The sequence below is a fragment of the Ruegeria intermedia genome (assembly GCF_900129345.1).
GTDB classification, from domain to species: domain Bacteria; phylum Pseudomonadota; class Alphaproteobacteria; order Rhodobacterales; family Rhodobacteraceae; genus Ruegeria; species Ruegeria intermedia.
In genome coordinates, this window is the sequence record NZ_FQVK01000001.1 from 103,450 (window position 1) to 115,433 (window position 11,984).

The window sequence follows — 11,984 nt, forward strand, 5'->3', positions numbered from 1 at the left end:
GATGCACTATCTGTGGGCTACAATGGGATTGATCTGCGTCGCGCTGGCGATGATCGGGGTCGTCCTGCCCCTGCTGCCCACGGTTCCGTTCCTGCTGCTGGCGGCGTTTTTCTTTGCCCGGTCCTCAACCCGGCTGCACACCTGGTTGCTGACGCACCGGACCTTCGGCCCGCTGATTGTCGACTGGCAAAGCTCGGGCGCGATCCGGCCGGCGGCAAAAAAGGCGGCCACCCTGTCGGTTGCCGCCGTCTTTGGCCTGTCCGTTCTGGTCTCGGTTCCGGTTCATGTCCTGATCATTCAGGCCGTGACCCTGGGTGCGGTCATGATCTTTATCTGGTCACGCCCTAGCGGCTGAGCTTGGCACAGAGATCATCCAGCTGATCCAGGTTTTCATAGGTCAGCACAACCTGCCCCGTCTCGGTTCCCGGCTTGTGGTTGATGACCACCTTCATCGCCAGGATCGCCGACAGATCCTTTTCCAACGCCCGGGTATCGGCATCCTTTCCCGCATACAGGTTGCGGGAGCGCGGCGCTGCCTTGTCCGTGTCGTTCTGCTGCTGCTTTTTGACCAAGGCTTCGGTCGCCCGAACCGACAACCCCTCTTTGACCACGGTCTTTGCCAATTCAGACGGGTTTTCGGCCGTGATCAGGGCACGGGCGTGTCCGGCCGACAATTTTCCTTCGACGACAAGGGCTTGAACGTCTGCGGGCAGGGACAGCAGACGCAACAGGTTGGCAATGTGGCTGCGGCTCTTGCCCAGGGCTTCGGCCAGTTTCTCTTGCGTGTGGCCGAACCGATCCATCAACTGCTTGTAACCGGCAGCCTCTTCCACGGCGTTCAGATCGGCCCGCTGGATGTTTTCGATGATGGCGACTTCCAGCACCTCGGTGTCGTCGAACTCGCGCACGATGACCGGAATGTCATGCAGTTGCGCCATCTGCGCGGCGCGCCACCGGCGCTCACCGGCGACAATCTCGTATTGGCCCCCCCCGACGGGACGCACGATCAGGGGCTGGATGATGCCCTTTTCCTTGACCGAGGCGGCCAGTTCGTCCAACTGCTCTTGCGAAAAGGTGCGGCGCGGCTGGTTCGGATTGGCCCGCAGCTTTTCGATCGGAACTTTCATGTCCGGTCGACGCGGCGCGGCTGGTTCCTGCCCCTGCGGTTCCTGCGTGACATCCGCCATCAATGCGGACAACCCGCGCCCCAGCCCCCTTGGTTTTGCTTTCTTGGCGCTCATTTCGCCCTCCTGACAGCCGTTCAGACAGCCATTTTCTTGTTCTTCTGCATGATCTCGCGCGCCAGGTGCCGATAAGCCATGGCGCCCAAAGACCCCGAATCATACTGCAACACCGGCATTGCAAAAGACGGTGCCTCGCTGACCCGGACGTTTCTGGGTATCTTGGTTTTAAATACCATCTCGCCCAAGTTGTCACGGGCGTCCTTTTCGACCTGCCGGGACAATTTGTTGCGGTTGTCATACATGGTCAACACAACACCTTCGATTCTGAGATCGGGATTCGCAGTCTGACGAACCTCGCGGATCGTCAGCATCAATTGCGACAGACCTTCCAGCGCAAAGAACTCGCTCTGCAAGGGAACCAGAACCGAATGTGCCGCGACCATCGCGTTGACCGTCAGAAGGTTCAGCGATGGCGGACAGTCGATCAGGATGAAATCCAGCCCAAAAGCATCAATGGCCGGCTGACGCAGGGCGTCATGCAGAAGATAACTGCGTTTTTCATTTGAAATCAGCTCGATATCGGCCGAGCTCAGGTCAACGGTTGCCGGAATGATGTACAGGTTCTCCAGTTCGGTCTCCTGCACAACCGCTGCCAGGGGCGCCTCATCGAGAATCAGGTCATAGGTCGTCCAATCCCGATCCTCGACGCCCAGCCCCGTGGACGCGTTGCCTTGCGGATCCAGATCGACCACGAGAACCTTGCAGCCCGCTTCGGCCAGACCGGCTGCCAGATTGATTGCCGTCGTCGTCTTTCCCACCCCGCCTTTCTGGTTGGCCACGGCGATAATCCGAGGTCCGGCCGGGCGCGACAGATCAACCACGTGAGACTCCTTTGATCTTGAGGATGACAGCCTGAGGTTCAGTCAAACTTTTAATCGGCTCGGCGTCGAATTTCCATTCCCGCTGCGCATCCTCCAGCTCTTTTTTCCAGATGGCGCCTTTTGGGAACAGTGCAACGCCGTTTTTTTGCAAATGCCTGTCACAGAAAGACAAAAGCGTCGTCAGATCGGCCAGGGCCCGGGCCGACAGAACGTCGGCCTTCAGCGGGTCCGCCATCTCGATTCGCTTGGAGATGACCGAGCAGTTTGCACCCGTCTCGCGTATGACCGTGCGCAGAAAAGCCGATTTTCGTTGATCGCTTTCGACAAGAGTGAACCGGGCCTGGGGCTGAATCTCAATGGACATGACAGCGCAAACGAGCCCTGGAAAGCCCCCGCCGCTTCCAAGATCCGCCCAGTGGTCAAATTCGTTCACTTGACGAAAGACCTGAACCGAATCCAGGATGTGACGCGACCAGACCTCAGCCAGTGTTTTGCGCGACACCAAGTTGATTCTGGCGTTCCATTTCTTCAACAGGTCGACATACAGGCGCAACCGATCGAATGTTTCACGTGAAACACTCAAGCTGTCCGGCGTTGCTGTGAAACTGGTGGTCATGCCGGGCGCGCTTTTTGATCCCGGCGGAGCTTTGCCAAAACCAAGGTCAGCGCAGCGGGCGTCACCCCTTCGATCCGGCTGGCCTGTGCGATATTGGCCGGGCGCGCATGAGACAGCTTCTGCTTCATCTCAGAGGACAGCCCGTCGAGCGCGAAATAGTCGAAATCCATTGGGATTTCATAGGCTTCATCCCGCTTCAATGCTTCAACATCTTTCTGCTGACGCGCGATGTAGTTCGCATACAGCGCGTCACGCTCAATCTGCCGCCGGATATCGGGCGCGACATCATCCAGACCATCGACCAAAGGCATCAGGTCTTCAAAACATACTGATGGGAAAGCAAGGATCGCCATACCGTCACGTCGATTTCCATCCTGGTTGACGTCAATTCCCACGGATTGAATTTGTTTTGGCGTGAAGGTCTGGCCGGAAAGCTTCTGCTTCACCGAGGCCAGTTTCTCCATCTTGTCTTGGAATGCCGCCCGGCGCGCTTCACCCACGCAGCCGATTTCCAAACCGACGGGTGTCAACCGTTGGTCGGCATTGTCCGCACGCAGCGACAGGCGGAACTCGGCCCGGGACGTGAACATCCGATAGGGTTCTGCAACGCCGCGGGTGGTCAAATCATCGATCATCACGCCGATATAGCTGTTGGAACGGGTGAAATGGACCGGCTCTCGCCCTTTGACGACCAGTGCGGCGTTCAGACCGGCAACCAGACCTTGCGCTGCCGCCTCCTCATATCCTGTGGTGCCGTTGATCTGGCCTGCAAGATATAGGCCCGGGATATCTGGCAACGACAAAGATGCCGTCAATACGCGCGGGTCGATATAGTCATATTCAATCGCATAGCCGGGTTGAAGGATTTCGGCGTTTTCCAATCCCTTGATCGTCCGGACGTATTCAACCTGTACATCCTGCGGAAGCGATGTCGAAATCCCGTTGGGATAGATCGTATGGTCATTGACACCTTCGGGCTCGAGAAAAATCTGGTGCGAGTCCTTTTCCGCAAAGCGCACGATCTTGTCCTCGATCGACGGGCAGTAACGCGGGCCGACGCCCTCGATATGGCCGCCATACATGGCAGAGCGCTTCAGGTTTTTCTCGATGATGTCATGGGTGCGGCTGTTGGTATGAGTGATTCCGCACGCGATCTGAGGCGCTTCTACCGCCTTCGACAGGAAAGAAAACAAGGTGGGATCCGCATCCCCTTCCTGGTGCTCCAGACCGCTCCAGTCGATAGTACGTCCATCCAAACGCGGCGGGGTTCCAGTCTTCAAACGGCCCATCGGAAGGTCATAGCTGTCCAGACGTTCGGCCAACCTGACTGAAGGTCGGTCGCCCATACGTCCGCCAGGGCGCTGGACATCTCCGATATGAATCACCCCCCGAAGGAACGTGCCAGACGTCAGGATCACCGCTTTTGCGGGAATCTCCGAACCATCGCCCAGAACAACCCCGACAACACGTGGACCATCCATCCGAAAATCAACGACTTCTCCGGTCACGACGGTCAGGTTGTGACGTTTCCGCGTTTCCGACTGCATGGCCGCCCGGTACAACGCCCGGTCAGCCTGAGCGCGCGGCCCCTGAACGGCCGGCCCCTTTCGGCGGTTGAGCAGGCGAAACTGGATACCTGCCCGGTCCGCGACTCGGCCCATGACTCCATCCAAGGCATCGATCTCGCGGACCAGATGACCCTTGCCCAACCCTCCGATGGCCGGATTGCACGACATGACACCGATGTCCGTCTCGGACAGCGTGACCAGCGCCGTATTCGCGCCCAATCGCGCGGCGGCATGAGCGGCCTCGGCACCGGCGTGGCCGGCCCCGATCACCACGACATCAAACTGTGAATGTTTCACGTGAAACACTCCCTATTTTCCAAGACAGAAGCTGGCAAAGATCTCGTCCAGCAGGTTCTCGACATCTACCCGGCCCACAAGCGATTCCAGCGCGCGGATGGCAGTGCGCAATTCTTCCGCTGTAATATCATACAGGTCGGGACCCGATTCCAGAACCTTCAACGTTTCGGTCAAAGCCGCAGATGCGCGTTGCATGGCGGCTCGATGGCGTTCTCGCGTTGCAATTCCAGATGTTGCGGTTCGATCGCTCAGAACACGCGATATCTGGTCAATCAACTGATCCACACCCTGCCCGGTCTTTCCTGAAACACCGAATTCGGATTCACCGCGCAGATCGGATTTCGGCAGAACATGAATATCCCCGGGCTGAAAAGCGATTCCCAACCGATCAGGATCCTCGGTCAGAAAAACCCGCAGATCGGCCTTGTCCGCCCTGTCCCGCGCCAATGCGATACCCAGATTTTCGACGTGATCCCGGGTTTCGCGCAAGCCGGCCGTGTCCAGCAAAGTCACCGGCAGGCCGGCCAGATCCATCCGAACCTCGATCACGTCGCGCGTGGTGCCGGCATATTCCGAGGTGATCGCCGCCTCGCGCCCGGCCAGGGCATTCAAAAGCGTTGATTTACCGGCATTCGGCGGCCCGACGATCGCCACCTCGAAACCGGTCCGAATGCGCTCGGCAATTCTCACCCCCCGCGACTCGCGGTCCAGATCGCCCATCACCCCGGCAATCAACTGCCGCACCTCGGGCGTCACATCCGTGGGAACCTCCTCGTCGGCAAAATCGATCACCGCCTCGAGCAGCGAGGCCGCCCGGATCAGGTCGCGCCGCCAGCGCTCGGCCAGGTTCCCCAACTCTCCGGCCAGGATCGTCTGGGCCTGTTTGCGCTGCGCCTCGGTTTCCGCGTCGATCAGATCGGCCAGGCCTTCCACCTGGGCCAGATCCAGCTTGCCGTTCTCGAGCGCGCGCCGGGTGAATTCGCCGGGCTCGGCCATCCGCAACCCATCCATGTCAGCCAGCGTACGCAACACCGCATTGACCGCGGCCGTACTGCCATGGATCTGAAGTTCGGCCACGTCTTCGCCGGTGAAACTGGCCGGTCCTTGAAAGGTCAACACCAGGCCATCGTCCAGGCGCGAGCCGTCAGGCGCGCGAAATTCGCGCACCCGCATCCCGCGCGCCGGCAAGTCACCACCCGACAGCTCCGCCGCGGCCCGATGCGCCAATGGCCCGGACAGACGGATGACCGCCACGCCAGCTTTGCCCTGCGCGCTGGCCAAGGCGAATATCGTATCCATTCGAAGGCCTCGCGTCGGTTACAAGACCGTATCAGGTATTCATCGAGTCGAAGAACTCGGAGTTGGTCTTGGTCTGTTTCAGCTTGGACAGCAGGAACTCGATTGCATCCGTCGTGCCCATCGGGTTGAGGATCCGGCGCAGCACGAAGGTTTTCTGCAGATCGCCCTTGTCGACCAGCAGATCCTCTTTCCGGGTGCCGGATTTGAGGATGTCGATGGCCGGGAACACGCGTTTGTCGGCGATCTTGCGGTCCAGAACGATTTCCGAGTTGCCGGTGCCCTTGAATTCTTCGAAGATCACTTCGTCCATCCGGCTGCCGGTGTCGATCAGCGCGGTGGCGATGATGGTCAGCGAACCACCCTCTTCGATGTTCCGGGCCGCGCCGAAGAACCGCTTGGGCCGCTGCAGCGCGTTGGCGTCCACACCACCGGTCAGAACCTTGCCCGAGGACGGCACCACGGTGTTGAAGGCCCTACCAAGCCTTGTGATCGAGTCGAGAAGAATCACAACATCTCGTTTGTGCTCGACCAAACGCTTGGCTTTTTCGATCACCATTTCCGACACGGCGACGTGGCGCGATGCGGGCTCGTCAAAGGTCGAGGACACCACCTCGCCCTTCACCGAACGCTGCATGTCGGTCACCTCTTCGGGGCGTTCGTCGATCAGCAGGACGATCAGGTAGCATTCCGGGTGGTTGCGCTCGATCGAATGCGCGATGTTCTGCAGGATCACCGTCTTACCGGTCCGCGGCGGCGCCACGATCAGCGACCGCTGGCCCTTGCCGATCGGCGCCACCAGGTCGATCACCCGCGCGGACTTATCCTTGATCGTGGGATCCTCGATCTCCATCTTCAGCCGTTCGTTCGGATAAAGCGGCGTCAGGTTGTCGAACAGGATCTTGTGCCTGGCCTTTTCCGGGTCTTCGAAATTGATCTTGGTGACCTTGGTCAGCGCGAAATAGCGCTCGTTTTCTTCGGGGGCCTTGATCTCGCCCTCGACCGTGTCGCCGGTGCGCAGCGAGTGCTGGCGGATCATCTCGGGCGAGACATAGATGTCATCCGGGCCGGGCAGATAGTTCGCCTCGGGCGAGCGCAGAAAGCCGAAACCGTCCTGCAGCACCTCGAGCACGCCGTCACCGCCCACGGTCCAGCCTTCATCCGCGCGTTCGCGCAGGATCTGGAACATCATCTCGCCCTTGCGCATGGTCGAGGCGTTTTCGATCTCGAGCTCTTCGGCCATGGCCAGAAGGTCTTTGGGGCTTTTGGCCTTCAGATCGGACAGATTCAGGGATTCGGTTGTCATGATGATACGGACCTTGGCCGCAAGGGTGCGGCACAGCGTTGAATTTCAAACAGGAAGATGCGCCATCCGGACGGATGGGTTGCCCCCTACATAAGGCCGGTCGCCGCCCGAGTCAAACCGCTGCGGAAATGGCCCTCAGAACTTCAGAATGACCGCCAGAACGATGATGACCATCAAAACGGTCGGAACCTCGTTCATCATACGGTACTGGCGCCCAGTGAGCGTGTTGCGGCCTTCGACGAAATCCTTGCGCCGGGCCATCAGCCAGTGATGGAACCAGGTCATGCCGATCACCGCCGCGCCCTTGACCCAGGGCCAGGCCCAGTCCCACCCGACGATGCCGGGCGTGAACACCATGATCAGGCCGCAGACCCAGGCCACGATCATTGCCGGTCGCATAATCACACGCAGCAGTTTTTCTTCCATTTCAAAGAAGATCTCGGGCGCGCCGTCGACGGCCTGCGCCTTTTCGACGTGATAGACGAACAGGCGCGGCAGATAGAACAGCCCCGCCATCCACGAGATCACCGCCATGATGTGCAGTGATTTCACCCAAGGGTACAGCGTGAAGAGAAGATCGGTCATCGGGTTTCCCGGCACTGGTCGGACCCTCCCTAATAAAAAAAATAGAAAAGAGAAAGGATGATGGTTTTGTAGGGTGGGCAAAATCCGTGGATTATTGTTTTGTCCGCCAGTTTTCCCCAGGTGGATGAATGAATCCCGATTTTACGTGATTCTGTTGAAACCAAATTTTTGCAAGCAAATTCAATTATTTGAAATGAGGATGTCCAAACTTTTCTGGGGATAACTCAAGGGACATCTTTTGATGAACAGGAAATCCCAAGATCCCGAGTTATCCTTGTCCCGACAGGACAGTCTTCGGGCGACTCAGGGAAGTTTCAGGCCGAAATCGCGGGCTTGCGTGTCAACCGGAAAACCATACAAACCGTTCAAGACCAATGATCCACTTGCCCACGGGGTTTTCCACATGACTGTCCCCATCGTCCTTGCCTCGGGGTCCGAGATCCGCGCGCAGCTGCTGCGGAACGCCGGGGTGCCGTTTTCCGTCCAGGTCGCCCGCGTGGACGAGGATACCGCCAAACGCGCGCTTCTGGCCGAGGGCGCGCCGCCGCGCGACATCGCCGACGCTCTGGCCGAGCTCAAGGCGCGCAAGATCAGTGACAAGACGCCCGGCGCGATGGTTCTGGGCTGTGACCAGGTTCTGGATTTCGACGGACGTCTGCTGTCCAAGTCCGAAACGCCCGAGGACGCGCTGGCGCAGTTGAAGGCGATGCGCGGCAAGCGTCACATGCTGCTGTCGGCGGCGGTGATCTATCAGGACGGCGAACCGCTCTGGCGCCATGTCGGGCAGGTGCGGTTGCGGATGCGCGCCAGTTCGGATGCCTATCTGAAGGGTTATGTCGCGCGCAACTGGGACAGCATTCGCCACGCCGTCGGGGCCTACAAGCTGGAGGAAGAAGGCGTGCGCCTGTTCACCAGCATTGACGGCGACTATTTTAACGTCTTGGGTATGCCCCTGCTGGAGCTGCTCAACTTTCTTGCGGTCCGAGGGGTGATCGAACAATGACCGACAACCGCATTCCACTGGCCGGGGTCATCGGACACCCGATTGCCCATTCCCGATCGCCTGCCCTGCACGGCTATTGGCTGAAGACCTATGGATTGCCGGGCCATTATGTGCCGATGGATGTCGCACCCGCCGATCTTGAAACGGTCCTGCGCAGCTTGCCCAAGGCCGGGTTCGTCGGGGCCAATGTCACCGTTCCGCACAAAGAGGCCGCGTTGCGCCTGGCCGATCACGTGTCGGACCGTGCTTCGGTGATCGGGGCGGCGAATACGCTGGTGTTCCGGGCCGATGGCTCGATCCACGCGGACAATACCGACGGGTACGGGTTCATGCAGAACCTGCGCGCGGGTGCGCCGGATTGGGTGCCGCAAGACGGGCCGGCGGTGGTGTTCGGCGCGGGCGGTGCCGCGCGGGCGGTGCTGCAGGCGCTGGCCGAGGCCGGCGTGCCCGAGATCCTGTTGTCCAACCGCACGCGGTCGCGCGCCGATCACCTGAAAGAGGAATTCGGCCAGCGCATCACCGTGGTCGATTGGGTCCAGGCCGGAAACGTGATCGAAAACGCCGAGCTGGTGGTGAACACCACGTCACTGGGCATGCAGGGTCAGCCCGAGCTGCGCGTCCCGCTGGACGGGTTGCAGCCGGGAACGGTGGTGACCGATCTGGTCTATGCACCGTTGAAGACCCGCCTTCTGGAACAGGCCGAGGCTGCCGGCTGTACGGTCGTCGATGGGCTGGGCATGTTGCTGCATCAGGCGGTGCCGGGGTTCGAGCGGTGGTTCGGCCTGCGCCCCGAGGTCACCGAAGAAACCCGCGCGGCGGTTCTGGCATGAGCTTCTCTCTGGGTTTGACCGGGTCCATCGGCATGGGCAAAAGCACCACCGCCGACTTGTTCGCGCAGGAAGGCTGCGCCGTGTGGGATGCCGACGCCGCGGTGCATCGGCTGTATGCGGAAGGCGGCGCGGCGGTCGCGCCGATCCGCGCGGCCTTCCCCGAGGCCATCGAGAATGGCGCGGTCAGCCGCGACGCCCTGAAACGGATCATCAGCGCCGATCCGACCGCGTTGAAACGGATCGAATCCATCGTCCACCCGCTGGTGGCCCGGGATCGCGAGGCGTTTCGACAGGCGGCCAAGGCAGACATACTTGTCTTTGACATCCCGCTGCTTTTCGAAACCGGCGGCGACGCGCAAATGGATGCGGTGGCCTGCGTTTCCATTCCCGCAGACGAGCAGAAGCGCCGCGTCATGGCGCGGGGCACGATGACCGAGGCGCAGTTCGAGCAGATCCGCGCCAAGCAGATGCCGAATGACGAAAAATGCGCGCGGGCGGATTTCGTGATCGTCACCGACACTCTGGACCATGCCCGCGCACAGGTGCAGGATGTGGTCAGGCAGATCAGGGCAGGATTGGCAGATGCGTGAAATCGTACTGGATACGGAAACCACCGGATTCGACCCCGAAAGCGGCGACCGGATCGTCGAGATCGGCGCCATCGAGCTGTGGAACCACGTCGCCACGGGCGAGACCTATCACGTCTACATCAACCCCGAACGTTCGATGCCGGCCGAGGCCTTCGGCGTGCACGGCATCGGCCCCGACCTGCTGGAGCCGCCGCAAAAGCCCGAACCCGGCCAGATCACCCTGAAGGACAAACCCGTTTTTGCCCAGATCGGGCAGGCCTTCCGCGATTTCGTCGGCGATGCGCGGCTGGTGATCCACAACGCCGCCTTCGACATGAAATTCCTCAATGCCGAGCTGGGATGGATGGGTCTGCCCCTGATCCCGATGGAGCAGGCGCTGGACACGCTGGCGATCGCGCGCAAGCGGTTTCCCGGCTCGCCCGCCTCGCTGGATGCGCTGTGCCGGCGGTTCAACATCGACAACTCGAACCGGGTTCTGCACGGCGCCTTGCTCGACTCGGAAATCCTGGCCGAAGTCTATCTTGAGCTGATCGGCGGGCGGCAGCCCGATTTCGGCCTGTCGGCAGCCCGCTCTGACTCCAGCGGTGGCGGCGAGACCTGGCGCCCGGGCCCGCGGCCTGCGCCCCTGCCCCCGCGGATCACCGCGGAGGAGCGCGCCGCGCATGAGGCTTTCGTGAAGAAACTGGGCGACAACGCCCTGTGGACCCGCACCTGACCCGAGCCAGGCGCGGGGATCCCTATCAGGCTTCGGTCTTGTTGGCCTGTTCGGCCTGGCGGCGCATCAGTTCGTTGCGGTACAGCGCGACGAAATCGATACTGTCCAGGTTCACCGGCGGGAAGCCGCCATCGCGGGTGATGTCGCTGACGATCCGGCGCAGGAACGGGAACAGCATGCGCGGGCATTCGATCAGAAGGAACGGGTGCAGCTGGTCCTCTGGCACGCCTTCCACGTGGAACAACCCGCAATAGTCGATCTCGCACAGGAACAGGACGTCCTCCATGCCCTTGGCCTTCGAGGTCAGCTTGAGCTTGATCGACACTTCGAACTGATGTTCGACCGGGCGTTTTTTTGCATCCAGGTTCACCTGAACCGAGATTTCGGGCTGAACGTCGCCCGCAATGCCCTTCTGCGCCATCACGTTTTCAAACGACATGTCCCGGATGAACTGGCCCAGAACCCGCATTTTGACTTGCGGGTTGGCGGGGGCTTCGGTGTTGCCTGCGGCGGTGTCTTCGGTCATGGAACGGCTCCAAAAATGAAATTCGCCACTGCTTAGCAAGTTGGGCGCGGCACCTCAATGCCGGTGGGGGCCTTCCACCCATTTCGACGGGCGCGACGGGTTCGAACGGGGGCGGATCTCGGTGAATTCGCCGTCGATGATGTCGCCCGGCGCGAACGGGTCCTGCGCGGGGCCGTGCCGCGTTGCGCCGCCCATCTGGAACTGCGTGACGGTGACGCGCGACTTCAGCCAACGGAAGACGCCGGCCCTGACCGCCGGGATCAGCAGCGCAAATCCCAGCCCATCGGTAAAGAACCCCGGCGTCAGCAGCAGCACGCCCGAGACCAGGATCATCGCCCCGCTGGCCAGCGGCTCGGTCGGGTCGTCCAGTTCGGCAAAGCTGCGCTGCAGCTTCTCAAGCGCCATCCGCCCCTGGTTGCGCACCATCACGGTGCCCAGAACCGCCGTCAGCAACACGATCGCCAGCGTCGGCCACAGGCCGATCAGCCCGCCAACCTGGATGAACAGGGCGATTTCGACGATCGGCACCAACAAAAATGCCAAGAACAGGTACATTTGCGCTATCCTTTCCCATAGGCCGGGCTGTG

Annotated in this window: 14 protein-coding genes; 5 read left to right on the forward strand and 9 right to left on the reverse strand. The window is 60.8% G+C overall.

Annotation, left to right across the window (positions count from 1 at the left end):
* Position 1: 1 nt before the first annotated feature.
* Positions 2-355 carry a YbaN family protein gene (locus F3H26_RS00460; RefSeq protein ID WP_149774097.1) on the forward strand — a complete coding sequence of 118 codons (354 nt, stop codon included), beginning with the start codon at positions 2-4 and terminating at the stop codon, positions 353-355.
* Here the strand turns inward: F3H26_RS00460 and F3H26_RS00465 are convergent.
* The 7 genes from F3H26_RS00465 to F3H26_RS00495 all read right to left on the reverse strand — a co-directional run bounded on the left by F3H26_RS00465 (position 345) and on the right by F3H26_RS00495 (position 7,733).
* Positions 345-1,241: a ParB/RepB/Spo0J family partition protein gene (locus F3H26_RS00465; RefSeq protein ID WP_149774098.1), complete on the reverse strand. Its 897-nt coding sequence runs from the start codon at positions 1,239-1,241 to the stop codon at positions 345-347. The two genes, F3H26_RS00460 and F3H26_RS00465, sit on opposite strands and share 11 nt — an antisense overlap.
* Before the next feature lie 20 nt (positions 1,242-1,261).
* On the reverse strand, positions 1,262-2,065 hold the full coding sequence (locus F3H26_RS00470; RefSeq protein WP_149774099.1) for a ParA family protein: 804 nt from the start codon (positions 2,063-2,065) through the stop codon (positions 1,262-1,264).
* On the reverse strand, positions 2,058-2,681 hold the full coding sequence (rsmG, locus tag F3H26_RS00475) for a 16S rRNA (guanine(527)-N(7))-methyltransferase RsmG (protein WP_149774100.1): 624 nt from the start codon (positions 2,679-2,681) through the stop codon (positions 2,058-2,060). Before rsmG ends, F3H26_RS00470 begins: the two co-directional genes overlap by 8 nt.
* Positions 2,678-4,546, reverse strand: coding sequence for a tRNA uridine-5-carboxymethylaminomethyl(34) synthesis enzyme MnmG (gene mnmG, locus F3H26_RS00480; protein ID WP_149774101.1), 1,869 nt, complete (start codon positions 4,544-4,546; stop codon positions 2,678-2,680). The genes rsmG and mnmG overlap by 4 nt, the downstream gene beginning before the upstream one ends.
* Positions 4,547-4,558: 12 nt before the next feature.
* Positions 4,559-5,845, reverse strand: a complete 1,287-nt coding sequence (mnmE, locus tag F3H26_RS00485; protein WP_149774102.1) for a tRNA uridine-5-carboxymethylaminomethyl(34) synthesis GTPase MnmE — start codon at positions 5,843-5,845, stop codon at positions 4,559-4,561.
* A gap of 31 nt (positions 5,846-5,876) precedes the next feature.
* Entirely contained in the window at positions 5,877-7,148 is a 1,272-nt protein-coding gene (gene rho / locus F3H26_RS00490; protein WP_149774103.1) for a transcription termination factor Rho, read from the reverse strand.
* A gap of 135 nt (positions 7,149-7,283) precedes the next feature.
* Complete coding sequence (locus tag F3H26_RS00495; protein ID WP_149774104.1) at positions 7,284-7,733, reverse strand: CopD family protein; 450 nt, start codon at positions 7,731-7,733, stop codon at positions 7,284-7,286.
* 403 nt (positions 7,734-8,136) lie between these two features.
* Between F3H26_RS00495 and F3H26_RS00500 the strand changes: the two genes are divergently transcribed.
* From F3H26_RS00500 to dnaQ, 4 genes are read left to right on the forward strand one after another with little or no spacing between them, the layout of a single operon-like run.
* Positions 8,137-8,736 carry a Maf family protein gene (locus tag F3H26_RS00500; protein ID WP_149774105.1) on the forward strand — a complete coding sequence of 200 codons (600 nt, stop codon included), beginning with the start codon at positions 8,137-8,139 and terminating at the stop codon, positions 8,734-8,736.
* Positions 8,733-9,566 carry a shikimate dehydrogenase gene (locus F3H26_RS00505; RefSeq protein WP_149774106.1) on the forward strand — a complete coding sequence of 278 codons (834 nt, stop codon included), beginning with the start codon at positions 8,733-8,735 and terminating at the stop codon, positions 9,564-9,566. Before F3H26_RS00500 ends, F3H26_RS00505 begins: the two co-directional genes overlap by 4 nt.
* A complete protein-coding gene (gene coaE / locus F3H26_RS00510; protein ID WP_149774107.1) occupies positions 9,563-10,156 on the forward strand; it encodes a dephospho-CoA kinase in 594 nt (197 codons plus the stop codon). The genes F3H26_RS00505 and coaE overlap by 4 nt, the downstream gene beginning before the upstream one ends.
* Positions 10,149-10,871, forward strand: coding sequence for a DNA polymerase III subunit epsilon (gene dnaQ / locus F3H26_RS00515; RefSeq protein WP_149774108.1), 723 nt, complete (start codon positions 10,149-10,151; stop codon positions 10,869-10,871). The genes coaE and dnaQ overlap by 8 nt, the downstream gene beginning before the upstream one ends.
* 25 nt (positions 10,872-10,896) lie before the next feature.
* Here dnaQ and secB read toward each other — a convergent pair whose 3' ends face one another.
* Entirely contained in the window at positions 10,897-11,397 is a 501-nt protein-coding gene (secB, locus tag F3H26_RS00520) for a protein-export chaperone SecB (protein WP_149774109.1), read from the reverse strand.
* 54 nt (positions 11,398-11,451) lie between these two features.
* Complete coding sequence (locus tag F3H26_RS00525; RefSeq protein ID WP_149774110.1) at positions 11,452-11,952, reverse strand: FxsA family protein; 501 nt, start codon at positions 11,950-11,952, stop codon at positions 11,452-11,454.
* Between the last annotated feature and the right edge of the window lie 32 nt (positions 11,953-11,984).